Origin of the sequence: Motiliproteus sp. MSK22-1 (genome assembly GCF_001968815.1) — a bacterium.
Classification (GTDB): domain Bacteria; phylum Pseudomonadota; class Gammaproteobacteria; order Pseudomonadales; family Balneatricaceae; genus Motiliproteus.
Window position 1 is genome coordinate 1 of record NZ_MIEQ01000061.1, and the last position, 23738, is coordinate 23738.

Genomic DNA, 23738 nt, shown 5'->3' on the forward strand with positions numbered 1-23738 from the left:
CACAGTCGTGATCATCCGTTACCGAAATCACACTATTGTTGGCATGTAGGTCAATTCCGCAATAAAGTGTCATGGTCGTCTCCTTTTTCAGGTGCTTCGTTGCTGTGCTTACTACAACGAATACCACCTGAACTAGGAGGCGGCTAGAGGATTATCAGACCCCATTGGTCACGCAGAAGGTGACATTGACCGAAGGTCAGACTGCTGGCGTTTGTTATTAGCTTTTACGTTTTTCAGCACCTCTTCAGTACTTGCGAAAATAGTTTTAAATGATTTTTGATACATAACCCTATTTAGCTCATTGACCATATCAACATCAGCTATTTCCGAGAGATGATTAAAGTCCGATGAATCATTGATCATATATGCATAAGACGGCGAAAGGGGGATATAGAAATCTGAAAAAGCTGGAGCTTCCAACTCACCTAAGCCATCTAATGAAGAATGTATGTTAATTATTGGAGTGTCACTTGTAATAAAAGGAACAGAAGTATTATTCTTGACAAAAACATGGTTGTTCTTCTGTTTTTCTGCATAGAGGCTCGTTCCAATATTGAGTCCCAGCATAAAACTTATGAACCACCAGTTTTTCTCGGCTAGTTCGGCATACTTTGTGGCTTGTAAGTTTCCGTTAGCTCGAAGCTGCATCCCACCCAAACATTTTTCTTTGAATGACTTAGTTCTGGATATTTGATGGCCTAAATATGAACAAAAGGCAATCATGTTTTGATTATCATCTAGAACTGACAACTTACCTTTCGCAAGGTTTGATACAACATTTACAGCCAAGTCTTCATATATGGTATGTAGGTTCTCTAAACTATTATGCCTGATAGCTTTTTTGGTGTTTTCTAACTCTTCTGAACTAAAGCCAGATCTTGAAATTAAACTTGATATTTTTGTTAGATTTTGAAAATCTCTCAAATGAGACATATGGATATCTTGAAGGAAATCAGGAGAAAAAGAAGACCACCCCTTGATGAACTCTACATCAGACTTATTGAGTAAATTGATCTTGTAAAAGTCTGTTTCTTTAGCCAATCCTTTTACGCTGTCACGCGATATTTTTCCTTTCTTCGATATGTAATAAATATCGTTATTTTCGGCCCAACTTTTTAAATAGAAGCTCCATACATAGTGATGATTCCTTTTGATTTGACGACTCTTATCCATATTTCGATAGACTCACTATTTCGACTTTCTAAACCAATAGGGTCAGCCCCCATCAGATCTTTCCCGTCAGCCTATAGCTTTTCTAAAATAGAATCTACACAACGATACGGATCGTTAACAATATCTGTGCCCATGATCCGAAGAGAATCTATACCTAAGTCTTTTAGCTCCCCATCAATTCGCGTATCTTTATCTTTTGCTTTCTTAGATCTATGATGCGCATTAGAATCACAAAAAACTGCAAGTTTTTTCTCTGGAAAGTAAAAGTCAGCATCTGTAATTTGACGGATTTCGCACTCTTTGCTGTTGGCTGTTATCATCTGATGCAGAGTCGGGTGACTACTACCATCTTCAAATAACGCGGTTTGAATTTCTGGAAATAGTCCTTTTACATCCATTGCTTGCAGAAGAAATAACTCAATTGGTGAATCACACCCCCAGACCTTCCGAGGTCGAATACTATCAAATTTCTTGAAGTATCGTCTGGTTCTATATTTTTTAAACTTAGTCCTTAAGTGCTGATTACAACCTGGCATTCCTGGTAAACATATCTCATTGAAGTCCCATTTTGTCGCCAGTGCGTAGGTGTTAAGCACAAAACCAACCATATCAGAATGTGTTTTAAAACATCCCTGCGAAATAAAAGTACTATAATGGCCAAACATTACGTAGCTTTGTGTGAATGGATTAAAACCAATATAAGAAAGATCTTGGCTTCTAAGATTTTCCATATTGAAATTTCGAAAGTATGCCGGTTTATGCTTGGTAACCTTTCCTCTCTTTTCCGTTGGTTTAAGCGATATAGAATAAGGTTTACCTATTAGAGTATTATCTTTCTCTTCAAATCCATAAAGATTCACAATCACATTAATGAGCTGAAAATCAATCTTATTTCTTTCATATATAGAAATAAGCTCTTCAGAAGGGTGTACACCAAAAACTCTTCCAGCTTCTGCTAAGTACTTCTCTTCTATCGGTTGCAGTCCATCCAAATCATCAATATCAAATTTAAGGAAATCATGCACTGTACTCGCGATATCGATTCCAACAGGTAATTGAGGGAGTTCATTATAAAATGGCAATTTTTCCAATACTTCGGGACGATCCTTGATCAACTCTGACATCAGTACTCCATAGACTTATAACATTATTATTCCAGAGGGCAACCCAAAGGGGGCTAAAAATCATATAGCCAGCCTCCCACAGTCCGATATCGGAGTAGGCTGGGAACTCCGAATGGGGTCAACCATCAGCTTATGTTTTATATTTTTCCACCAGCATAGAGTGAGGCCCAAACCGCGGCACCGCCAACTACTAAAATTGCCACTCTTTCAACTACATTTATTGCTTTTGACTTAAAATCACTTTTATATCTAAAATCTCTAAACATCAACTTTTTCCTGTACAAGTAATTAGATAAACTGCTAGCAGAGTGTTGACTTGTGCAAAAACAATATTTAAAGAAAATCGAAAAATGACTGTTTATATCTGATATAGATATGGATGCTGGCTCTTTATATTTTCCAATTATTATTTCTTTCTCCTGAATTTCTCCTGCATTTGAACTGTAAGGTGCCACAAACACAAGAACTTGGCCTGAAGGACCTTGCGAATACCACAACTGAGCATTGGTTTCTAAGGCATCTTTTATACTTTTCTTTTCTCGATCAACCAGCGCCACTCCAAGAAATCGGTCACCTGTCCAAATATGAGTACTGTTTATATGCTGTGATGATATTAGTTCGGATGATCGAATAGGTTCATAATTGCGAGTTCTCCTTATTTTAAGCCCCCCAAAGGAATTTAATGCACCTATTTTTTCTGCATAGTCATCAAATACTTTGTATATTCTTTCATCAAGCGATCTCCACATGACACGTCTAACAAAGGCCCTTGAGTCTGCTTCTCTGATTTTTTTAGCATATTTTTCTACTAGCACACGTACTTACCTCAAACATAGTGTCCACAGTTTCGGGCAACTTTTTATGACGTAGTAGTAAAATGAAGACTCGATAACCTGCAATTGAGAGACTCCATCAGCGCTACTTGTCCTAGTACCTTTTTTAAAAGAAACTTTATAGCGAAATCTAGATTTCAACAATCCCGCTTACCAATTTCGTTAGCTGATACAGATCTTCAGCCTTACTATATCCGATAAGAGCTGATTAATAGTGGGAGCAAATAAAACCACCTCAAATCCGAAAGCACCACTCCACTCAGCTTTACCTGTTGCCGTAGGATACCTATACAAAATACTCGGGACTGGAGGTTTTTTCTCTTTTTTAAAGATTTCAATTTCAGCCTCTGGCATTCCAAGATATTCTGCTTTGAACGGCATATCAAAGCTATACTCATTTTCCGAATAAACTTCATTGTAGATTTTGAAAAGGCCATCTAAATCATGAGTATTATGTAGTTTTCTATCCGGTTGTCTTAAAAAAATCATTCCTTTCATAAGAAGTTCGACAGAATGTGAAGATAGCATTAACACGACAGCAGCATTTGCCCATGTATTCTTTTGATCATCTCTTAGCATCTGATCTGTTAAAGCGATTGCGCCGTTGCAATAGGCTTCGGCATATTCAATAAACCTTTCAGGAATGCTCTGGCCCAAAAGGTCTGAATTCACTACCATCTTATAGTTCATGCAATCACCTATCAGCGCTATTCACAGGATGCCTCCACTTACCGAACATCCGTTTAACTCAACACATTTCGCTCCATAGTCATCCATTATCAGCAAAGAATCAATACGTTAGATAAATCTAATTCACAAAAACTGAATGGATGCAGAAGAGTCTGCTGCCAACCTCTTCACTCTACTCATCTCATTCCCTTGTTTTTATTATGGTTTTGTCTTTAATTCCAGAAAGTGTGTTCCTGCATCTGAGGAGAGGGAGGTGTTACCCTCTCCTCGGTTCGCCCAACAATCCGAAATTCAATACAAACCTATATAAACTCAATAAAATCTGACTCCACCAGCCAGAGGTGACGGAGAAATTTCCGTCACCTCTGCCACTGTTCTTAATTTGGCTATCCAGCCTGCTCCCCTGGTGCCAACTCCTCAGCCTTTACCCAACTCGCCATCGGTAACCCAGCCTCTTTTCGTTCTTCCATTTCCCGTACCTGCTGTGCAAAGACTTCCTGGTAGTCCTCTCCCATCAGTGCCAGTTCTTTCTCGTAGGTGGATAGGCCTGATTCGATTCTTAAGATCGCTTCTTTGACTTCTTTTAGCCCATCGATGGCGAGTCTTCCTGATCCGATCCAATCTGCATTACACCAGGCACTTTTGGCTTCGTAGAAGCCTCGATTTGCGCCTCTGGGCAGAGTGAGTTCTCGTCGCTGTAGCGCTTCTTCCAGTACCAGGGTAAATAACATGCTGGCGAATCGTCCGGCGATGATTTTGCGTCGACCCATAAAGTAGCGCCAGCTTTCGAGCATGGAGGCACGGGAGCTGGAGTAAGAGCTTTGACGGTAGTCTTTGGCGAAGGGTTCGTAAGGGACGTTTAGCCCGGCGGCCATCCATCTTAATATGGATGATTCCAGATCAGTAAAGCCGTTATCCACATTACCGCTAGTGTGCATGTTGAGTGTTTCGCCCGGTACCAGGTGCGGGACTTTGACGCCATTAAGACGAATACCGGCGTTGGCATGATAAGCATTCATTTCTGCTAACCAGTTGGTGACACCACTCATGCCCTCTTCACCGGCACCAATGATTTGCATGGCGGCTTCAGATCCTAACTCACTCTCGATGGTGGCGGCGTACATGGAGTTCACAATGGCGTTCTGCAGCTTGGTGTGTTGCAGTTTTGGCAGCATGTGCATTTGTTCCAGTACCGCTAAAAACTGATTACAGCCGCGTGTCTGGCCATCCTCAACCGGCTCGAACACATGCATAAACTTGCGCCGTCCATGAGCGGTTCGGGCTTGTACTCTTTTCCAGTTATGGCCTAAACCCGTGCCCAGCCCTAACCCGGTTGAAGCGGTTTCCCGTACATGAAAGGCAATAGAAGCGCCGTAGCGGTCTGATTCCACACCGGCACTCAATCGGCGGGTATTCATGATGCCATTGGGATTGCTGACCCGCTTGGGGCTGACCAGTTTAACGGCGGTATGCATGTTGGTGCCACGCCGGTTAAGCGTATATGCATGAATTAGACACCATGGGTTTAGAGGGAGCAGCTGAATATTTACGCTGTGAGCCCGAAACACTGCGAAAGTTGGCCAAGAGTTTGGAAATTCCAGGTGCAAAGATTGGTCATGAATGGGTATTTGTTCGACAGGATTTAGCCAGTTACGTAAAAAGCCGCTATTATCAAAATGTTCAAAGCGGTGTAGCTGACAGAAATAAAGAGGAGTCCATATGTCAGTCTACAAACGCAAAGGTTCGCCATTTTGGCAAATCCAATTCTCCGTTAAAGGGGAAAAGTTTCAAAGATCATCTGGTACAAAAAGCAGGGATGAAGCAGAGCTAATAGAGGCTAAGCTTAAGCAGGAAGTCTGGAATCAACTAGTACACGGGAAGCTCCCGATTCTAACGCTGGCTGAAGCATCTGAAAAATGGGTGGATGAAAAGGCCCATGAAAAGCGCAGCATTCACAGAGATATAGAACGTCTATGTTTTTTGTGCGAATCCATGGGTCAACATCCATTAGAAACCATCGATAGAGATATGGTTCTCCAGGCGCTCAAACCAAAGAGAAGCAAATCTAATGGCCCCATATCTGCTGGTACGATCAACGCGTATCTTAGCATAATTATTAGCGTACAGAACGCTGCGTTTATTGATTGGAAGCTGACTAAGGAGAGATCGAGAATTAGAAAGCTTCCGCTGGATAACAAGAGAAACCGATGGATTACTCCTGAACAGGCGGACGCATTGGAGGCAGGCCTGCCGGAGCGTTTCAAAAAGCCTATGCGACTTTGCTTACTTACTGGATTAAGGCAAAAGAACGTTTTCGATTTGCGATGGGAATGGATCAACGTTGCTAATCGAACGGTCACAATTCCAGCAAAACACTATAAAGGAAAGCGCGAGTTTTCGGCTCCCTTAAACCAAGATGCGATTGCGCTGATTAGATCACAGATTGGTTATCACTCAGTATTTGTTTTTGGTGAAATGGGGCTTTTAGGTGGTGGCTTTCATGCTGCATGGAACAAAGCAAAGGCCGATGCTGGGATCACTGATTTTCGATGGCATGACCTACGCCACACATGGGCAAGCTGGCACGTACAACTCGGTACATCTTTACAGGAGCTAATGGAGCTTGGAGGCTGGAAATCTATCGATATGGTGCTAAGGTATGCCCACCTGGCACCCAGTCAAAAGCACTGCGCAGCAGATAGGCTGTTGACAAAATCGCTACAATCACTAATCGATAGCGATCATATGATTAGCGCAAGCCCACAGACTACAAGGGCTTCAGAGGTGTGATTAGTTAGCATTCAATGTTATCGTTGCTAACAATTAAAAATCCGGTAAAGTTCAGTGTCTATTTTAGTAGGTATTCCATGGAGGCTCGAGTGTTCAAGCACCCCCTGATATTGGCAATGGCACTCGGTGTAGCTGCGACTACCGCTGAGGCAGGCGCTCTTTCTGAAGTCTATCGACTTGCCTTACAAAGCGATCCACAGCTAAAAGCAGCCCGTGCCATCAGTAAAGCAGATGCTGAAGTGCTGGCTCAGCGCAAGTCAACTCTTTTGCCTGACGTTAAACTGACGGCAGACATTGGGTATCGCGATAGCAACCCTGAGTCCATCACCGATGGTAATAACAACGGTTTTACGGTGTCGTTGAGCCAGCCAGTGTTCCGGGCTGAAAACTGGTTTAATTACCAGGCAGGTAAGGTTCTGAGTGAAAAAGCCAGCGTGGAATTCAGTCAGGTAGAACAAGCACTAATTCGTCGAGTTGTTTCCGCTTATCTGGATGTCCTGCAAGCACAAACGGTTTATGAAACCACCCAAGCAGAAGAAGCCGCCTTTAAGCGTCGACTTGATCAGGTTCAAGCTCAGTTTGAAGTGGGTCTGATAGCAGTTACCGATGTAGAAGAATCTAAAGCGGGCTACGACCTGGCGCGGGTTAATCGAATAGTCGCCAAAGGTAATCTGGACAATAGCTATGAAGCGCTGGACCGATTAACCGGCACTACCTGGGATAGCGTTGACCTGCTGCGTAAAGACTACAAAATTGAGCGGATCAGCCCCGCTGACTACCAGCCCTGGGTAAAAAAAGCGCTGGATAACAATTTGTCTCTACAGCTCGCTCGTATGGATGTAAATGTTTCCTCGGAAAACCGAAAAGCGACGGAATCACGACATTACCCCACTCTTGACCTGGTCGCATCTTACGGAGATACCGACACTGGAAGTACCGGAGACACGGAGAGTAGTTTTGTCGGCCTGAACTTTAATCTGCCACTTTACCAGGGCGGGCGCACCAGCTCAGAGATTCGCCAATCCTACCAGCGCTGGGATGCTTCAATTCAAACTCAGGAAGATACCAAGCGCGGTGTAATTCAGCAGACGCGTTCGCTGTTTCGAGATTTACGCACAGATGTCGATTCTGTTGCCGCCAGAGAACAGTCAATAAACTCTGCAGAAGCAGCCCTGGAAGCAACAGAAGCAGGTTACAGCGTAGGAACCCGCAATATCGTTGATGTACTCGAAGCAGAACGACGCGTTTTCGAAGCCATAAGAGACTACGAAACCGCCCGCTACACTTTTATCAGAAATCAGATATCCTTCAAGGAATCATTGGGCACTCTGAATCCTGAGGATGTGCAACAACTGGATAGCTGGCTGGAACAGTAACTCCAAGTCTTACAATAAAGGGTTGGCTAAAACAGAGACCAGCCCTTTATCTGCCCCCTCCCCTTTCACAACTCCCAGTAGCGGATTCAGCTGGTGATCTTATCCCCTTCGCGCATGTTGTAGCGCGCCAAATGAAATGATACTCCGCGTCCTTCGATATGGGACGACATGACTCCACCGATACGACCATAGAGCGGCTGACGTTTCTGATCGGCTAGAGAAGCAGGCCATAGCCTGTGCATCCGGGTAACAGTGGCTTAGCCCCATAAAACTGAGCTGTATTTTTGGTGTTGCATTGTTTATATTTCGATATATCCAGAAATCAAGACGATATGAAAATGGAAATTGACGAAGCTGCCAAAGCATTGAAAGAACTAGGACACCCGACCCGGTTATTAATCTATAAAAAGGTTGTCAAAGCCGGTTTACCGGGGATTCCCGTTGGTAGCATTCAGGAACAACTGGAAATCCCCGGCTCTACTCTGTCTCACCATATTTCAAGCCTTGCTTCAGCGGGATTGATCTTCCAACGGCGTGAAAGCCGCACTCTCTACTGTGTAGCAGAATACCAGTGTTTAGCGGATGTAATACGCTTTCTGCAAGACGAATGCTGCCATGATGATTTTGATAATCCGATAAGATGTCCCGATATCGAGTGTGATATCCCAGACCAGTCATAGCTCTCGACCGCCGGCGGGGGACTTCGTTTAAGGGCAGCAGCTTGGAATAAACCAACTAATTCGAACATTCCAGAATATTAGTTATAAGCTTGCTACCCGCCAGTACCCTATTCCAGAATGTATATAGTTTGTCGTACAAGTATCTTGATAATCAGTTCCTATTAAATCACAATATTTCCATTATTCTAGATATTTAGATTTAAATATCAACCAGAACTCAGAAAAGCTGCTGATTAACACCTCCCTTAAGTAACTGGAAGAGAGCCATACCGATGATCGATTCAACCACGACACAAGCCGCCAGTGAAGCGGTCGAATGGAGCTTGGCACATGGCCTGGCGTTCAAAACAGGGCCAGAAACAGCATCTCACGTTCCCTTTAACTTTGCTCCCGGCACCATAGACAGGGATCGATTCAGCACCCTAAAAGCAGCGGTCCCTCTTCTTGGGAAACTGGTTCATGCAGTGTCCAAAGATCATCAGTTTTTGCAAGAGGCCATCACTCCTGTTGCGACAGGCGACGCATTTTTTGGCGCCCTACTCACCATGCATCAACAAACCAAAAACGCACAACGCCTTCCTCTCCTGATCATGAGAAGCGACTTTATGGATGATGCAGAAACGGGTCCCAAGCTGGTTGAATTCAATGGAATAGCAGCAGGCATGGGGCCATTCGGTCAACGCATTCAAGAGTTGCATCGATTCATACACTCACATAACCCAAAATCTTATGCACTCTGGTCAAACAAGCCAAATACTGTACTTATCGACAATCCAGCCATCGAGCGCTTGTCACAAGCCATTACTGAGGCAGCAACGACCATCAGAAATGAATTTCAAGATAACGATACTCCTGTTTTTCTAATGGTGGTTCAGGAAGATGAAGACAATGTATACGACCAGCACCTACTGGAATATGCGTTGCACAACAAGGGAGTGCACACCGTAAGGAGGAGTTTTCGCGAATTGAATGGAAGCTTGGTAACCAACCCAAATAACCGATTAGTCCTGGAAGGAGTTGGGCCTATTGACTGTGTGTATTTGCGAGCTGGATATGAATACTGTGACTATGCAGCCGATGACTTACACAGCCAGAACTGCTGTGAAACACTGATGCAGACCCGGGTATTGATTGAAAACCATCGAGTTGCTGTCAATGCAACAGTAAGCCAGCAGCTGGCAACCAGTAAAAGAGTACAAATGATGCTCTCATCCATGACGGCTGAAGCTTTAACACAGTTTGGCCTGACCCTCTATGAAGCCACTGCGGTTAAATCGTTGCTCGGTAAAATGCTCCCAGTCTCGGCAAATACCGTTGCCGCATTCAGCAAACAGAATCCTTCTCACTGGGTGTTGAAAAATCAGGGCGAAGGTGGAGGTCACTGCATTTTCGATAACGATATTCTACCGAAGCTCCAACAGCTGCCACCAGAGGAGTACTCGGCATGGGCACTTATGCAGCGCTTACGCCCTTTACCGCGAAGCAAGCCAGCCTTGATTGTTAGAAAATCAGAACTAATGGTTGTGGACGATCTGATCAGCGAAATCGGTATGTTTACTGTGCACATCAATGGTCAATCAACGATGCCAGAAGCCGGTTATGCCGGTTATCTGATCCGAAGTAAATCCGCCCAAACAACGGAAGGCGGCATTCACAGCGGTATGGGAGTATTAGATTCACTGGCATTTAACCCTGGCGTCACTTCTGAATGAATATCAACCCTGCCAGCACAACTTAAAGTCACATAGCCGACCTCTACCTGTTATTTCCATGTTTGCAGAAATATATTGATTCGCCTTTATGTTTCTATATTATTAGAAATATGGTTTTAATTGATCAAGGAAATTTCATTATGTCCCCAGAATTTCTAGCTATGCTTGAGGAATCGCTCAATATGTTTGCCTTCCTGGCAGTTGAACTGACAGTGTTATTTTTGGCTATCAGCTATGTTGTGGGTGTTTTACAGGAGTACATTACTCCCGAGAAAGTGCAGGCTACCCTGAGTTCGCGTAATGGCAAGGGGTATGTTATCGCTGCATTCCTTGGTGCTATCACCCCATTTTGTTCGTGCTCTACCATCCCTTTTTTAAAAGGGCTGCTTAGAGCAAGAGCGGGCTTTGGGCCAATAATGGTATTTCTGCTTTCCAGCCCCCTGCTTAACCCTATTGTTATTGGTCTCCTGATAGTGACGTTCGGCCTGGATGTAGCCATTTTCTACTTCACTCTCGCCATGACTGTGTCTATTGCAGCAGGTTTTTTACTGGAGAAGCTTGGTTTTGATCGCTATCTGCGTGACGAGTCATACCATGACGCTGCCTCCAGTACAACGGCACTAGCCACACCCATAGCTGCACTCGAAGGCGACAGGAATATCGACGCTTCGCAGGCTTTTGGCTGTGGCACTGACTCTGCAGGCACAAGCAGCTGTGGCGTTTCTGCTCAGGCAGGGACGGTAAAGCCAAACCGCTGGGTCAGTATCTGGCACTCCACATGGAAGGACTTTAAAAACACTTTGCCTTACCTACTGCTTGGTATCACCTTAGGGTCGATTATCTATGGATTTATCCCAACCGACCTGATCGTAGCCTATGCCGGTGAAAACAAATGGTATGCGATCCCGATTGCTGCTGTGATTGGTATACCACTCTACATTCGGGCCTCAGCGGTAATCCCGTTGAGTGCCGGATTGGTGCAAAAAGGTATGGCGCTAGGTTCTGTTATGGCACTGATTATTGGTAGCGCCGGTGCCAGTCTGACGGAGGTCATTCTGCTGAAATCAATATTCAAAATTCAAATGATTGCTGCATTTTTAACGGTGGTTTTAGGTATGGCCATAATTGCTGGCTACCTATACAGCTTTCTTTTTTAAAGCCCTGCATTCAAAGGAGTGATGACATATGAAACTGATACAGGATGTGATTGCTATCGGTGAGGGTCCAATTGATATAGCCGCTACCAGCCAGCTTTTATCAAGAGACCTTAAGACTCTCGTTGTTGAGCCAGCTCCTTAAGAAAAGCGAGGGGAACAAGGACTTATAAATAGTCGACCTTCGCACCCGTATAAAGAGCTAAGCCCGACGAGCTTTTCTTCACTCAAAAAAAAAACTGAAATCCATTTCTGAACTTCAGCTTTTTCTGAATCTGGTAGCGGGTTCAGCTTTTTCTGAATCTGGTAGCGGGGGCTGGATTTGAACCAACAACCTTCGCGCCCGTATAAAAGAGCTGAGCCCGACGAGCTTTTCTTCACTCAAAAAAAAACTGAAATCCATTTCTGAACTTCAGCTTTTTCTGAATCTGGTAGCGGGGGCTGGATTTGAACCAACGACCTTCGGGTTATGAGCCCGACGAGCTACCAAGCTGCTCCACCCCGCATCGACAGGTGCGCATATTATTGATATTGTTAGTCTTTGTCAACCACTATAACCAACAATAATAACGCCATATGATTTATAACCCTCAGCACCAACCCGCGTCTCGCCACTTACTTTATATTATGGACCCTATGTGTAGTTGGTGCTGGGCATTTGCGCCTGTCTTCAAGCAACTTAAACAGGATTTGCCGGAGGAGCTGGAAGTTTACACATTACTCGGAGGACTGGCACCGGATAGTGACGCTCCCATGCCAGCGAATATGCGCCAACAAATCGAACAAACCTGGCATCATATTGAAAACAAAACAAAAACTCTGTTTAACTATCAATTTTGGGTGAAAAATACACCACGCCGTTCGACCTACCCGGCCTGTAGAGCGGTAATCACCGCAGGTAACCAATCGGATACGCTGGCTGATCAAATGATTCAGGCAATTCAGCAAGCCTATTATCTGGAGGCGAAAAATCCTTCCGATCAATCAACTCTGGTCGATCTCGCTACAGATCTGGGCCTTGAAGCTAAAACGTTTTCTGAAGATCTGAACAGCGACACGACTAATCGGCTGTTTACTGAACAGCTTAAGTTTATTCAGCAGTTAGGGATTCAGGGCTTTCCCAGCTTGGTGCTATTCAGTGAAGGACATTACCGTCTGATAAGTCACGGCTACTGTGATCTGGAGACGCTAAAGGTAAACCTGGGCAGAGCCGCTGTGTTTTAATGCAGGGCGTATCGGGTTTAAAAAGGAAGGGATCTTAGCGCTATCAGGATGAGTGCGGCAACTGTGCTACGAGTATTGTTGCCGCACCTACAAAAAGGAATTATCAGCGAAGTACGGAAACGTCCTCAGCCTGCAATCCTTTATCACTTTCCACTACTTCAAATTTCACTCGTTGACCTTCCGACAATGAACGATGCCCTGTACCACGGATTGAACGAAAATGTACAAATACGTCATCACCCTGATCCCTGGTAATAAAACCAAATCCTTTTGTTACATTGAACCATTTGACGGTGCCGCCTTCCCTGTCATCATCGCCATCTTCATCTTCGGAGCTGTACATGGACTCATCTCCTTCGATAGATGCTTCTCCACCGGCTCCATTAGCGGCTAACAGGCAACTGATAAGGCAAAGTACAAACAGGATACCGATTGCCACTACCTTGTTCTCAGCTGGCAGATCAGCAGCAGCGACCAAAATATATGCTGCTGCAATAGCAGATATGGCGCTGTATATAACGCTTAGCAATATTGTCTTTGTTTTCATTATGAACTTCTCTTGGTGTTAATTATATTGAAACTAAATACACCCACAGCCACCTAAAGACTCTGGGAAACACATACATTAATTCAAGGAATTAATAGCCTGGTATTTCTCGAAGCTCCTTTGCATCAGATGGATAGTGGCCAGGTGCACCGATATTGTACAGACGCAACAAGGGAGCCCCGAACTTCGGTTCAGGCATACCCCTTATATACCCATTACCAGTAAAAGATTCAATAGGTTAATATAAAGGAGCTTCCAAATACGGCTGTCAGACATCCGATAAACAACTTTGGAGCCCCCTTTAGCCTGCAAACATTTTTAGGTCAGGAGTTTGATATAGTGACAACCCCCGAGGAAAGAATCATTGAATTGGAAACCCGACAGGCTTTTCAGGACGATACGATTGAGGACCTAAGCAATACTATTGCAAAGCAGCAAAGACAGATTGATGATCTAACCCAGATGGTTAAAATTATCAACAAGCAGATGAAGACCTTACCTCAGGATATGTCGGCGGATTCAGCTGATGAACCACCTCCGCCACATTACTGACAGGGGTACTGCAACCTGTTGTAAAGAGAGTGTGCAAACGCACAAATATTGATAGAAAAGCCCGGAAAAGTATTAGAAACTTTTGATCGCATAAATATCAAAGCGTCCAGACTTGCCCTCTAACGCAAAGCTGGGCGCAGGTCCCTCGATGATCGGTGCTTTACGAGGACGCTTGACCACTACACGATTATTGGCCACTTTCAGTGCCTTTTCGAGAAGTTTTGCAGTATCCGTGTCGTCACCGATAAGTTTCCGAAAAAGATTCATTTCTTTTTTGACTTGAGCACTTTTTTTACTGTGAGGAAACATCGGATCCAGGTAGATGACATCCGGTTGACTTTCATCAGAGTCTAAAGATTTTTCGAGCCAATCGATGCCATCCCCCCTAAACAAACTCATACGAGCTATTATCTCTGCTGTTTCCAAATCCCTGCCTCCTCTTTCCAGCCCGTCCTGTAACAACATTGCGACGACAGGAGAACGTTCAACCAACGTGATTTCACAGCCTAACGTCGCCAGAACAAAAGCATCTTTACCCAGCCCGGCAGTAACATCTGCAATATAAGGCCTCACTCCCGACTTGATTCCAACCGCTTTAGCAATCTGCTGCCCAATGCCACCGCCAAACTTGCGCCGATGAGCCACAGCACCACTCACAAAATCAACAAATACGGGGCCAGGAGCCTTTGGGCCGGTCTGCTGCAACTGCAATCCCTGAGCTGAACAGGACAAAACCATTAAAAACGACTGAAGTTGCTCTGGTTTACTACCAGGCTCCAACAATTGAATATTTAATGCATCACTGATTTTACGGGCCTGTTCCAGAAAATCAGCAGACGAAGGAACAACGGCCAAGGAAGTCACTGGCTTTTCAGACATAAGAATATATTGCTGTTTGTAGAAACATTAGAGATCTGCCATTAAAAGGGAAGAGTTCTTCAGAAAGCCCTGAACTGGAATCAGATATAGATATCGACCCCAACCAGCTGGGTTGATTCGGATTGAAGAGTGAACTGGGAGTTTGTCAGGTAAGTACTTAGCGCTTCCTGACCTTTCAAAGGTATATCCCGATCCATGGTGTAGAAGCGGGCTCTTTCCTTGCTGCCCTGTTCAGCAACCTGGATAAGCTCAGTAACATCAACTACTGTCTCGGGTTGCGGATTGCTTGTGTGAGATTCAGCTTGCTGGTGTGTTAAGTGACGATTAGCAGGTATCTGGACGCCAGGACGAACCGTTGTGTTGGTAAAATTGAATGATGAGCCAATTTGCATTCAACGAGTCCTGATTCTAAAAACGAAAGGTTCCGGTAATTCTAGCCGACAACCCTGAAAATTCCAACGACCGCGGCTTCCCATCTCTTTAGCAGTAACCAGCCTGCTGCACAGAATGGAATCGGAAAGCCTCCATTGCCATCGCAGACTGTCAAATCTAAATGTGCTACGAATAGCCATAGTTAAAATCTACAAATACCAATACAACCCCAACAGGGTAGCGCCGAGAATCATTCGATAAATAACAAATGGCAGCATCCCAACACGATCAAGAATTTTCAGAAACCAGTGGATACAGGCATAGGCACTGATAGCAGCCACAGCAGTGCCAACCAATACCGCAGACCAGGCCGCTTGATCCCCATTCTGATAAAGCTCCAGTCCTTTATAGGCACCAGCAGCCATAATAAGAGGAGCGGATAGGTAGAAAGAGAATCGAGCCGCTGACTGGCGGGTCAACCCCAGCATTAACCCCGCGGTAATGGTTATACCGGATCTTGATGTGCCGGGTATCAACGCTAACGCCTGAGCGCAGCCGATAATCAACACATCTTTAAGGTTCAAATCACGGTTCTTACGGCTCTCGGTTCGTTTGGCATCTGCAAACCAGAGTAGCAGACCAAACAATATCGTTGTTGCGGCAATCACCAGAGTTGAACGGAGGTGTTGCTCAATAAGGTTGTTGAATGCCAACCCTGCCAAAACGGCTGGTATGGTGCCAATCACCAATGCCCAGCCAAGTCGAGAGTGCTGACTGCTGCGACCGCCTCGGAAACTGCGTAACCAAGCATAAGTCAGCAAGGAAAAATCTCGACGAAAATAAAACAGAATTGCCATCAAGGTTCCTACATGGGTGGCAACATCGAAGGCTAATCCCTGATCAGCAAGCCCCAGTAGCTGAGCAGGCAATATCAGATGAGCTGAACTGGATATCGGTAAAAATTCGGTTACGCCCTGTATCACCGCAAGCATAACAATGTAATCCAATCCCATATCCCTAGGTCCTGTATCGTCGATTAGTTTATTAAATATTTGCTGATTGACTTAGTGTCTACCAGTCCTGATGTCATAAGTATGAAAACATTATCTTAGTAAGGGCTAGTCACGATGATTTGATTTTTTCCAGGCTACGTTGTCCCTTAGATAAACCGGCATCGCTGCTTCTACAGCAAGCCCCTTACCTGCCTCAAAATCCATTGCAGCCAACGTGGCCATTGCAGCGGCACGAGGCTGTCGATCAACATCAAACTGGGTCACAACCTGTTTAAGCGACAGAGGCATCTGATCACGATAATTCCAGCCTGGTCCAACCCCGATCCAGGGAGCAGAGTGAAGTAATTCCTGATCCGGCACCATAACTTTATCCGGTGGACAAACCTGCTCTGGTGCCAGCGCAACAACTCTATTCTCTTTCGCCAGGTATACGCCCCAGTAAAGCTCGCCCATCCGGGCATCCAAGGCCGCAAAAATATGGCTGGCATTCTGTTCTTCACGCACCTCTTGCGCCAAGGCAGCCAGGGTAGAAATGGGCAGTAAGGGTAGATCGGCCCCAAAGGCCAATCCTTGAGCGACTCCGGTGGTAATTCTCAGCCCGGTAAAAGAACCAGGGCCAGCACCAAAACCGATGCCATCCAGCTGCGAAAGTTCCAGGCCAGCCTCAGCCAATAGGGAATTCACCATCGGCAGTAATTTTTGCGTGTGCTGTCTGGGTACAACTTCAAAGCATTCTTGAACCTGTCCGTCTATATAAAGAGCAGCAGAGCAAGCTTCTGAGGATGTATCCAGAGTGAGTATTTTAGTCATCGGACCTTTGTCTTCCAGAACATGGCCTGTCGGAACACGGCCTTTCAAAAATAGACGGCTATTCTAGCGGGATTGTATTTATTGTACAGAGCGAACCTCTTCGACCATAGGAATAAGTGCAGGGAAAAAGAATAACAAAGGAGATGACATCCCCCCTGAGACGAAGAACGGAATAACGATGTACGAGTGCTGGTTAAATAGCAATATATCAATAAAGAAGGAAGTTAATACTTCAGGTTTGGCATTCCAGCTCGGCCAGTATTATCAGAGCCTGATCAGAGTTTTCACCACAAAACTCAACTTCTGCTTTAAACTGCCCACAAACAGCAGGCCGTTCCGGCTGACCAAAAATCATGCAACGGTCATTATCACCCAACTGAACACACCGAATATTAGCAGGCTTGCCAAACGGCATCCCCGGAATGGGGGAGCTAATGGACGGGGCTATACAGCAGGCACCGCAGCCGGCACGACATTGCATGCTACACCTCATCCTCGCCCCAACGGGGCATGATGGTCTGCTCTATAGCTAACTGATCCAGAATACGGCCGACAATAAAATCAATCATATCCTCTATGGACTGAGGTTTATGATAAAAACCGGGACTGGCTGGAATAACAATCGCTCCCATACGCGTGAGTTTGAGCATGTTTTCCAGATGTATTTCTGAATAAGGCGCTTCTCTGGGTACCAGTATCAACTTTCTGCGCTCTTTTAAGGCAACATCAACCGCCCGCTCGATCAGATTATCACTGGCTCCACAAGCAAAGGCTGAAAGACTGCCTGTACTGCAGGGACATACCACCGTTGCGGAAGGCGAACTGGACCCTGAAGCTACCGGCGAGAACCATTGTTCCCGGGAAAAGACCTGTATTTGATCATCTTCGGCATTAAACAGTTCAGTAAGATAGCTCTGTGCTTTATCAGCCCCGCCCGGTATACGGCATTCTGTTTCGGTCGCCACTACCACTTGCGCAGCCTTGGAGATCAATACAAAAACCTGACAATCAGCTGCCACTAGACATTGAATTAATCTCAAACCGTATTGGGCACCAGAAGCCCCCGTCAGGGCTACCGTCACACGATTAGAAAACCTTGGATCAGTCATCAGTTGACACCATCATTAGCGGGGCTCCGGCTCTTTTAAGCCTCAATTCTGTTCCAGCTCCTGGAGTGCTTTCAGCAGTTTAGCGTGAATACCGCCAAATCCGCCATTGCTCATGATAAGAACATGACCTCCGCTGCCACTATAGGCTTTTACCGATTCGATAATGGAATCGATACTGCTATGGACCTGGGACGCTACCGTAGTTTGAGCAGAGACCGCCTCCATGTTCCAGTCCAACCCTTCTGGTTGGTACCAGATAACCTCAGTGGCAGCAGCAGTGGCCGGCGCCAGTTTGTCACTATGAGCCCCTAAACGCATGGTATTGGAACGAGGTTCTATGACTGCCAGGATGGGAGCATCTCCAACCCGAGCCCGCAACCCCTTAAGTGTGGACTCAATAGCGGTAGGATGGTGAGCAAAATCATCGTAGAGCGTCAGCCCTGCGGCCTCCCCGACAACCTCCATTCGACGCTTTACTCCCTGAAACCGTCCCAGCGCCTCTGCAGCAGAAACGGGTAATACACCCACATGCTGAGCAGCGATAATTGCAGCCAACCCGTTCATCACAGAGTGGATGCCAGTCTGTGACCAGTCAACAGTAGCAACTCTCTCACCCTGTCTCCATAACTCAAAGCAACTGCCATCATCGCTCAGGAGCTTAGCTTGCCAGTGAGCTTGATTCTCATGGTCGCTGTTATCTTTGGATAGATCACTGCGGACATCGCTATCGGCGTCAACATGTTTTTTGCTTTCCACATCAAAGCTGACAACAGGAGTCCAGGCCCCTTGCCTGAGAACCCTGGTTAAATTTTGATCACTCGCTGGCATGATAATTTGGCCGCTTTCTGGAATCGTCCTCACCAAATGATGGAACTGACGCTCGATAGCAGCAAGATCATCAAAAATATCTGCATGATCAAATTCAAGGTTATTTAGAATGGCGGTTCTGGGGTGGTAATGAACAAATTTGGATCTTTTGTCGAAGAATGCAGTATCGTATTCGTCCGCTTCCACCACAAAGAACGGCGTATCTCCCAGACGCGCCGACAAACCAAAGTTGTTAGGCACGCCACCGATCAGGAACCCTGGAGACATACCGGCATCCTCCAGAATCCAGGCCAACATGCTACTGGTAGAGGTCTTACCATGAGTACCGGCAACAGCCAGAACCCATTTGTCTTTTAGCACATGTCGAGCCAACCACTCAGGACCAGAACAATAATCCAATCCTTTATTCAGTACGTATTCCACACAGGGATTTCCCCGCGACATAGCGTTGCCGATAATCACCAGATCCGGTTCAGGCTGTAAGTGCTGAACCTCAAAACCCTGAGCAATATCAATTCCCTGTGATTCCAGCAAGGTACTCATCGGTGGATAAACGTTAGCATCGGAGCCAGTAACTTTGAATCCACGGGCCTTGGCGAGTAACGCAAGACTCCCCATGAAGGTACCGCAGATGCCGAGAATATGAAGATGCATGGTGATCTCGAGTGATAATAAAAGGCGCCATCATAGCAGCTTCACCCGGGACAGATGAAGCACCCCTATTCCCCTTGACAAAATAATTACAGACGCTGAACAAACACCTCAATGGGCAATAGCAGGGAGATTCGGCTAGTCTATTAGGAATGTTAGGCATATTTTCTCCAACATCCGCTGGAAACATTCGTATTTTGGCGAGGATTTAATGCATTCGGGAATTGCATCACGTATCATTCTCGGCGCTATAAAAATGTTAACAGTACAGCTCAAAAGCCGGGTACGAAACTCTGCCTCACAGCTATACAAAACGACCCAGGATCTACAAGGTATTACCCATGCTTAGGCTCACCCAGTTTCTTAAACAGAAAGAAACCTCAAACGACCTGATCGAATTGATAAACCTGCTGATGTCCGCCTGCAAAGAAGTAGACAGCAAACTGCAAAATGGCGATTTGGAGGGAATCCTGGGATCAGCAGAACTGGAAAATGTTCAGGGTGAAGTACAAAAGAAACTGGATGTCATTGCTAACGATATCGTTAAGCTGACCCTGCAACAGTCCAAACTTGTCAGGGGCATGGCGTCTGAAGAAGAAGACCACAGTGTTGCTGCCAACCCTGAGGGTAAATACCTGGTCACCTTCGACCCGCTGGACGGCTCCTCCAACATCGACGTTAACGTCTCTGTCGGGACTATTTTTTCAATTTTAAGAGCCCCTGAAGATCTGGTTGGTTGCAATGACGAAGCTTTCCTGCAAGCAGGCAACACCCAGGTTGCTGCCGGCTACGTACTCTACGGTCCATCTTGCCTGTTAGTACTAACCACAGGAGAAGGTGTAAATATCTTTACCTTAGGTCACAACGGTGAGTTCTACCTGACCCGCGAGAATGTAAGAATCCCTGACACCACTCAGGAATTCGCCATCAACATGTCCAATCAACGATTCTGGGAACAACCGATACGTGATTATGTCGATGATCTGCTACTAGGAGAGGAAGGCCCAAGGGGCAAACGTTACAATATGCGCTGGGTTGCCTCCATGGTCGCGGAAGTTCATCGTATTCTGACCCGTGGTGGTGTGTTCATGTACCCCTGGGACTCCAGAGAACCTCATAAACCGGGTAAGCTACGCCTGATGTACGAAGGGAACCCCATGAGTATGCTTGTCGAGCAAGCGGGTGGTCGTAGCACTAACACCAAAATTGAAATCATGAATGTGGACCCGGAGTCCATCCATGAACGCACCGCTGTCATATTGGGCTCCAGGGAAGAGGTTGATACAGTGATGGACTACCACCAAAAGGCCAGATAGTTATCTACAGATAACTATCTAAGGGGGAGCTCGGCGCTTTCAGAGGCCGAAAGGACTTGTTCATGGGCTCCCTAATTCAAAGCCAGCCGAAGCGCTAAAACATAAAACAGTTTGAAGACTGCCTACTTTAGCGCTTAAAACATCCCCCCTTTGTCGTATTGGAAAAGGTCTGTCAGGTCTTTTATAATGCGGCCACTCAAATTTTCGTCATATTCCAGTAAAAGGCCTAACCATGAGTTTTGAAAAAGTTCCAGCGGGCAAAGAACTTCCCGGCGATATCAATGTAATTATCGAAATCCCTGCAAACAGTTCTCCCGTTAAGTATGAAATCGACAAAGACAGTGATGCTATCTTTGTTGACCGCTTCATGGCTGCGCCAATGTTTTATCCAGCCAATTACGGCTACATAAACAACACCCTGGCAGACGATGGTGATGCACTGGACGTATTGGTTGTAACCCCTTACCCAGTTCTGACAGGCTCTGTCATTCGCTGCCGTCCTGTTGGCATTCTTAATATGACCGACGAAGCCGGTGAAGATGCCAAGCTGGTAGCGGTACCTCATGAGAAGCTGTCTCAGATGTACAACGACGTTAATGATATCAACGATCTTCCTGAACTGCTGCTGGGACAAATCAAGCATTTCTTCGAGAACTACAAAACTCTTGAAAAAGGCAAATGGGTTAAAGTTGAAGGATGGTCTGACGCCGCAGCCGCGCGTGCCGCCATTGAAACCGCTGCTAAGGCGTACGAAGACAGCAAATAACATAATAACAGCCGGGTAATTGTATCTGTGCATCAATAGCAGTTACCCGACGATATGTTGTTACGCAGCCAGCTCAGCCGTTCAGCAATAAAACAGCCGACCTCTGTTGGCTGTTTTATCAGACTGAACGGCTATCAGGGCTCAACCACCACCAGGGGTACCAACAACTCCTCTTCGCTCAGCCCGCCATGCACACCAATCTGTTCAAAAGACTGCTCCTGCAGTAGTCGGTCCTTAATAATCCAGTTGTCACGTGGAAGTAAGACCCGATCCCCAATCCGCTCGGGTAAACGCTGCGATGGCTCCCCTAGACCAAACCAGCCCGCTTCCAGCACGTCGCGACTTCGATAAGAACAAATAGATTCTGTCAGATGGGACTCAACGTATTGATCAAAGGCATCCTCGTATCCGGATTTCAAATAGCAGAATGCGGCCCGAGGCTCACCACATAATGGTAATTGAAGCATTTCAGCCAGCTTGGGATGCTGATCCACATGTACAGTCCTGTCTGGAGCCGTATCAATCAGACCATGATCCGCAGTAACAACGATTGCCGCACCACTACCTGCAATACGAGCTGAAAAATCAGCAAATTCACGATCAATTTGCCGGAAGTGCTTCGCCACCTGCTCGCTGTTTATTCCGTATTGATGAGCCATTCCATCCAACTCTGTCCAGTAGCTCCATACCAGAGGATTACCGGGCTGAGCCAATGCCTGGGACAACGCATCAAATAATCCAGATAAGTGTCGGTGGGACTGACGGTCCACTCCTCCAAAAAGAGCCTGGCTGTAGGGTGAATCTGCTATATAACAGGGATTGACCAGGGTTGCCGGACGGGAAAGAGTAGGTAACAAGGCAGCCGCATCAAGCAAAGCTTCTGCCCTGACCCCCAGTTCAGAAAAATCACGGCCACCACCTCGGGGTGTAAACGGCAAAGGCGCTGCAACACATCCCAACTCACGAAAGTAGGTAAACCAGCCTGTAATCCCATGCTGCTGTGCAGGAACCCCCAGAGCGAGAGCGGTAACGGCTGTCGCGGTAGTTGTCGGGAAAACAGAAGTCAGCTGCCCAGCCAATGCTTGATAGAGGAAGCTATCGGAATGCTGACAAAGAAAGTTATAACCAAGCCCATCAATGACAAGAAGAACAACAGGACGCTGGTCAAGCCGATACTCGTCAAGTACAGGCAATTGTGGATAAATGCCCCTGACTGGCGCATCTTTCGATACCAAAGAGGAAACCAGATTAACAATACTGTTGTTATAGTCGGGTAATAGCATGGCTACGCTCAGCAGAACCGGATTATGGTCGGAGACCAAACTGCGGAATAGACACAGCTTAGCTGTGCAGTTCGTCAAACAACGCAACAAACTCCTGGGTCAGCTTGTGTTTTGGCGCATAGTGAATCAACGGTATACTTTCATTATGAGATTCTTTCATCTTTACAGAGGATGAAAGATAGCTTGCCATGACCGGCAACTCTTCTGCCTTCAGCGAATCAACCATCTGCCTGGGTAGTGTGGCGCGAGGCTGGAACTGATTGATAACGATGCCCTCAACGCGAAGTTCATCGTTATGATCTTCCACAGTTTCCTGAACATTTTCCAGTAATGAATAAAGTGCCTGACGAGAAAACTCGTCACAATCAAATGGAATAAGACAGCCCTGAGCAGCAACCAACGCAGAAAGCGTATAGAAGTTAAACGCAGGTGGAGTATCGATATAGACATAATCGAACCCCTCCAATCCATCCAGAGCTTCCCGCAACTTGTATATCTTATGCTTAGCCTCAAGCTTTGAATGCAGATCTCCAAGCTTTGGGTTGGATGCAAGTAACGATAGATTCTTGAATCGGGTATTGGAGATGTACTCTTGCGGCGGTATACCCCGCATTTTAAACGCCAAGGAATGCTCAAAGAAATCCATAGCATCGTTTTCTACTTTATCAATTTCCCGACCAAGCAGATACTGACTGGCATTACATTGCGGGTCCAGGTCAACCAGTAAAGTGCGGAATCCCTTGTTAGCACTGATAGCAGCCAGATTTGTAGCAATACTGGACTTTCCTACCCCGCCCTTTTGATTAAATACGACTCTGCGCACTTAAACCTCCAACTCGTTGTGTATGCCAATATA

The 23738-nt window shown here is 45.9% G+C and carries 26 protein-coding genes and 1 tRNA gene; 10 read left to right on the forward strand and 17 right to left on the reverse strand.

All coding sequences use genetic code 11. From position 1 onward, the window contains the following. Positions 1-168: 168 nt before the first annotated feature. From BGP75_RS17570 to BGP75_RS17590, 5 genes are all read right to left on the reverse strand, one after another. On the reverse strand, positions 169-1173 hold the full coding sequence (locus BGP75_RS17570; RefSeq protein ID WP_076720178.1) for a DUF4238 domain-containing protein: 1005 nt from the start codon (positions 1171-1173) through the stop codon (positions 169-171). 71 nt (positions 1174-1244) lie between these two features. After that, complete coding sequence (locus BGP75_RS17575; RefSeq protein WP_076720179.1) at positions 1245-2297, reverse strand: endonuclease domain-containing protein; 1053 nt, start codon at positions 2295-2297, stop codon at positions 1245-1247. Between the two features lie 137 nt (positions 2298-2434). After that, the gene (locus BGP75_RS17580) at positions 2435-3112 is read right to left on the reverse strand and encodes a hypothetical protein (protein ID WP_076720180.1); all 678 of its coding nucleotides are present in this window, start codon (positions 3110-3112) and stop codon (positions 2435-2437) included. A gap of 180 nt (positions 3113-3292) precedes the next feature. Beyond that, positions 3293-3820, reverse strand: a complete 528-nt coding sequence (locus BGP75_RS17585) for a hypothetical protein (protein ID WP_076720181.1) — start codon at positions 3818-3820, stop codon at positions 3293-3295. A 386-nt stretch (positions 3821-4206) separates the two neighbouring features. After that, positions 4207-5295: a phage portal protein gene (locus BGP75_RS17590; RefSeq protein ID WP_076720182.1), complete on the reverse strand. Its 1089-nt coding sequence runs from the start codon at positions 5293-5295 to the stop codon at positions 4207-4209. A gap of 44 nt (positions 5296-5339) precedes the next feature. Between BGP75_RS17590 and BGP75_RS27780 the strand changes: the two genes are divergently transcribed. The 3 genes from BGP75_RS27780 (at position 5340) to BGP75_RS17605 (ending at position 7986) form a co-directional block, all read left to right on the forward strand. Further along, positions 5340-5651 (forward strand): helix-turn-helix domain-containing protein, encoded by a 312-nt coding sequence (locus BGP75_RS27780; RefSeq protein WP_369832138.1) that lies wholly within the window; start codon positions 5340-5342, stop codon positions 5649-5651. Further along, the gene (locus BGP75_RS17600; RefSeq protein ID WP_083704899.1) at positions 5540-6610 is read left to right on the forward strand and encodes a site-specific integrase; all 1071 of its coding nucleotides are present in this window, start codon (positions 5540-5542) and stop codon (positions 6608-6610) included. Before BGP75_RS27780 ends, BGP75_RS17600 begins: the two co-directional genes overlap by 112 nt. Positions 6611-6699: 89 nt before the next feature. Further along, entirely contained in the window at positions 6700-7986 is a 1287-nt protein-coding gene (locus tag BGP75_RS17605; RefSeq protein ID WP_233152969.1) for a TolC family outer membrane protein, read from the forward strand. 86 nt (positions 7987-8072) lie between these two features. Here BGP75_RS17605 and BGP75_RS27085 read toward each other — a convergent pair whose 3' ends face one another. Continuing rightward, a complete protein-coding gene (locus BGP75_RS27085; protein WP_158070133.1) occupies positions 8073-8228 on the reverse strand; it encodes a hypothetical protein in 156 nt (51 codons plus the stop codon). 90 nt (positions 8229-8318) lie between these two features. Between BGP75_RS27085 and BGP75_RS17610 the strand changes: the two genes are divergently transcribed. The 3 genes from BGP75_RS17610 to BGP75_RS17620 all read left to right on the forward strand — a co-directional run bounded on the left by BGP75_RS17610 (position 8319) and on the right by BGP75_RS17620 (position 11535). After that, positions 8319-8666 carry an ArsR/SmtB family transcription factor gene (locus BGP75_RS17610; RefSeq protein ID WP_369832133.1) on the forward strand — a complete coding sequence of 116 codons (348 nt, stop codon included), beginning with the start codon at positions 8319-8321 and terminating at the stop codon, positions 8664-8666. Positions 8667-8938: 272 nt separating this feature from the next. Continuing rightward, positions 8939-10378, forward strand: coding sequence for a glutathione synthase (locus tag BGP75_RS17615; protein ID WP_076720186.1), 1440 nt, complete (start codon positions 8939-8941; stop codon positions 10376-10378). 140 nt (positions 10379-10518) lie between these two features. Further along, entirely contained in the window at positions 10519-11535 is a 1017-nt protein-coding gene (locus BGP75_RS17620; protein WP_076720187.1) for a permease, read from the forward strand. Positions 11536-11961: 426 nt separating this feature from the next. Here BGP75_RS17620 and BGP75_RS17625 read toward each other — a convergent pair. Further along, positions 11962-12038: transfer RNA gene (locus tag BGP75_RS17625), tRNA-Met, on the reverse strand. 130 nt (positions 12039-12168) lie between these two features. Here BGP75_RS17625 and BGP75_RS17630 point away from each other — a divergent pair. Beyond that, complete coding sequence (locus BGP75_RS17630) at positions 12169-12756, forward strand: DsbA family protein (protein WP_233152970.1); 588 nt, start codon at positions 12169-12171, stop codon at positions 12754-12756. Positions 12757-12859: 103 nt separating this feature from the next. Here BGP75_RS17630 and BGP75_RS27670 read toward each other — a convergent pair whose 3' ends face one another. Beyond that, the gene (locus tag BGP75_RS27670; protein ID WP_076720189.1) at positions 12860-13303 is read right to left on the reverse strand and encodes a cold-shock protein; all 444 of its coding nucleotides are present in this window, start codon (positions 13301-13303) and stop codon (positions 12860-12862) included. Positions 13304-13642: 339 nt separating this feature from the next. Between BGP75_RS27670 and BGP75_RS17640 the strand changes: the two genes are divergently transcribed. Continuing rightward, positions 13643-13855: a SlyX family protein gene (locus tag BGP75_RS17640; RefSeq protein WP_076720190.1), complete on the forward strand. Its 213-nt coding sequence runs from the start codon at positions 13643-13645 to the stop codon at positions 13853-13855. A gap of 72 nt (positions 13856-13927) precedes the next feature. On the opposite strand, the gene BGP75_RS17645 is transcribed toward BGP75_RS17640, so the two are convergent. From BGP75_RS17645 to mpl, 7 genes are all read right to left on the reverse strand, one after another. Then, positions 13928-14734, reverse strand: coding sequence for a class I SAM-dependent methyltransferase (locus BGP75_RS17645; RefSeq protein ID WP_076720191.1), 807 nt, complete (start codon positions 14732-14734; stop codon positions 13928-13930). Positions 14735-14814: 80 nt separating this feature from the next. Continuing rightward, a complete protein-coding gene (locus BGP75_RS17650; RefSeq protein WP_076720192.1) occupies positions 14815-15126 on the reverse strand; it encodes a hypothetical protein in 312 nt (103 codons plus the stop codon). A gap of 189 nt (positions 15127-15315) precedes the next feature. Continuing rightward, positions 15316-16119 carry an undecaprenyl-diphosphate phosphatase gene (locus tag BGP75_RS17655; RefSeq protein ID WP_076720193.1) on the reverse strand — a complete coding sequence of 268 codons (804 nt, stop codon included), beginning with the start codon at positions 16117-16119 and terminating at the stop codon, positions 15316-15318. Positions 16120-16224: 105 nt separating this feature from the next. Next, the gene (tsaB, locus tag BGP75_RS17660; protein WP_076720194.1) at positions 16225-16929 is read right to left on the reverse strand and encodes a tRNA (adenosine(37)-N6)-threonylcarbamoyltransferase complex dimerization subunit type 1 TsaB; all 705 of its coding nucleotides are present in this window, start codon (positions 16927-16929) and stop codon (positions 16225-16227) included. A gap of 232 nt (positions 16930-17161) precedes the next feature. Beyond that, a complete protein-coding gene (locus BGP75_RS17665; RefSeq protein ID WP_076720195.1) occupies positions 17162-17410 on the reverse strand; it encodes a YkgJ family cysteine cluster protein in 249 nt (82 codons plus the stop codon). Between the two features lies 1 nt (position 17411). Next, a complete protein-coding gene (locus tag BGP75_RS17670) occupies positions 17412-18038 on the reverse strand; it encodes a flavin prenyltransferase UbiX (protein ID WP_076720196.1) in 627 nt (208 codons plus the stop codon). A 42-nt stretch (positions 18039-18080) separates the two neighbouring features. Beyond that, positions 18081-19520: a UDP-N-acetylmuramate:L-alanyl-gamma-D-glutamyl-meso-diaminopimelate ligase gene (gene mpl / locus BGP75_RS17675; protein ID WP_076720197.1), complete on the reverse strand. Its 1440-nt coding sequence runs from the start codon at positions 19518-19520 to the stop codon at positions 18081-18083. Positions 19521-19858: 338 nt separating this feature from the next. Here mpl and BGP75_RS17680 point away from each other — a divergent pair, with 338 nt between their 5' ends. Next, positions 19859-20833 carry a class 1 fructose-bisphosphatase gene (locus tag BGP75_RS17680; RefSeq protein ID WP_076720198.1) on the forward strand — a complete coding sequence of 325 codons (975 nt, stop codon included), beginning with the start codon at positions 19859-19861 and terminating at the stop codon, positions 20831-20833. Positions 20834-21065: 232 nt separating this feature from the next. After that, entirely contained in the window at positions 21066-21599 is a 534-nt protein-coding gene (gene ppa / locus BGP75_RS17685; RefSeq protein ID WP_076720199.1) for an inorganic diphosphatase, read from the forward strand. Between the two features lie 134 nt (positions 21600-21733). Here ppa and BGP75_RS17690 read toward each other — a convergent pair whose 3' ends face one another. Together BGP75_RS17690 and BGP75_RS17695 are read right to left on the reverse strand one after the other, a co-directional pair. Beyond that, positions 21734-22960, reverse strand: a complete 1227-nt coding sequence (locus tag BGP75_RS17690; protein ID WP_083704901.1) for an alkaline phosphatase family protein — start codon at positions 22958-22960, stop codon at positions 21734-21736. After that, positions 22941-23705, reverse strand: a complete 765-nt coding sequence (locus BGP75_RS17695; protein WP_076720200.1) for a ParA family protein — start codon at positions 23703-23705, stop codon at positions 22941-22943. The genes BGP75_RS17690 and BGP75_RS17695 overlap by 20 nt, the downstream gene beginning before the upstream one ends. Between the last annotated feature and the right edge of the window lie 33 nt (positions 23706-23738).

Coding starts and splice junctions, on each gene's coding strand:
- BGP75_RS17645 (WP_076720191.1), bottom strand. CDS start 14,734: ATGTCTGAAAAGCCAGTGACTTCCTTGGCCGTTGTTCCTTCGTCTGCT.
- BGP75_RS27085 (WP_158070133.1), bottom strand. CDS start 8,228: ATGCACAGGCTATGGCCTGCTTCTCTAGCCGATCAGAAACGTCAGCCG.
- tsaB (WP_076720194.1), bottom strand. CDS start 16,929: ATGACTAAAATACTCACTCTGGATACATCCTCAGAAGCTTGCTCTGCT.
- BGP75_RS17650 (WP_076720192.1), bottom strand. CDS start 15,126: ATGCAAATTGGCTCATCATTCAATTTTACCAACACAACGGTTCGTCCT.
- BGP75_RS17610 (WP_369832133.1), top strand. CDS start 8,319: ATGAAAATGGAAATTGACGAAGCTGCCAAAGCATTGAAAGAACTAGGA.
- mpl (WP_076720197.1), bottom strand. CDS start 19,520: ATGCATCTTCATATTCTCGGCATCTGCGGTACCTTCATGGGGAGTCTT.
- BGP75_RS17620 (WP_076720187.1), top strand. CDS start 10,519: ATGTCCCCAGAATTTCTAGCTATGCTTGAGGAATCGCTCAATATGTTT.
- BGP75_RS17655 (WP_076720193.1), bottom strand. CDS start 16,119: ATGGGATTGGATTACATTGTTATGCTTGCGGTGATACAGGGCGTAACC.
- BGP75_RS27670 (WP_076720189.1), bottom strand. CDS start 13,303: ATGAAAACAAAGACAATATTGCTAAGCGTTATATACAGCGCCATATCT.
- BGP75_RS17670 (WP_076720196.1), bottom strand. CDS start 18,038: ATGACTGATCCAAGGTTTTCTAATCGTGTGACGGTAGCCCTGACGGGG.
- BGP75_RS17600 (WP_083704899.1), top strand. CDS start 5,540: ATGTCAGTCTACAAACGCAAAGGTTCGCCATTTTGGCAAATCCAATTC.
- BGP75_RS17590 (WP_076720182.1), bottom strand. CDS start 5,295: ATGCATACCGCCGTTAAACTGGTCAGCCCCAAGCGGGTCAGCAATCCC.
- BGP75_RS17585 (WP_076720181.1), bottom strand. CDS start 3,820: ATGAACTATAAGATGGTAGTGAATTCAGACCTTTTGGGCCAGAGCATT.
- ppa (WP_076720199.1), top strand. CDS start 21,066: ATGAGTTTTGAAAAAGTTCCAGCGGGCAAAGAACTTCCCGGCGATATC.
- BGP75_RS17665 (WP_076720195.1), bottom strand. CDS start 17,410: ATGCAATGTCGTGCCGGCTGCGGTGCCTGCTGTATAGCCCCGTCCATT.
- BGP75_RS17630 (WP_233152970.1), top strand. CDS start 12,169: ATGTGTAGTTGGTGCTGGGCATTTGCGCCTGTCTTCAAGCAACTTAAA.
- BGP75_RS17615 (WP_076720186.1), top strand. CDS start 8,939: ATGATCGATTCAACCACGACACAAGCCGCCAGTGAAGCGGTCGAATGG.
- BGP75_RS17680 (WP_076720198.1), top strand. CDS start 19,859: ATGCTTAGGCTCACCCAGTTTCTTAAACAGAAAGAAACCTCAAACGAC.
- BGP75_RS17575 (WP_076720179.1), bottom strand. CDS start 2,297: ATGTCAGAGTTGATCAAGGATCGTCCCGAAGTATTGGAAAAATTGCCA.
- BGP75_RS27780 (WP_369832138.1), top strand. CDS start 5,340: ATGGGTTTAGAGGGAGCAGCTGAATATTTACGCTGTGAGCCCGAAACA.
- BGP75_RS17570 (WP_076720178.1), bottom strand. CDS start 1,173: ATGGATAAGAGTCGTCAAATCAAAAGGAATCATCACTATGTATGGAGC.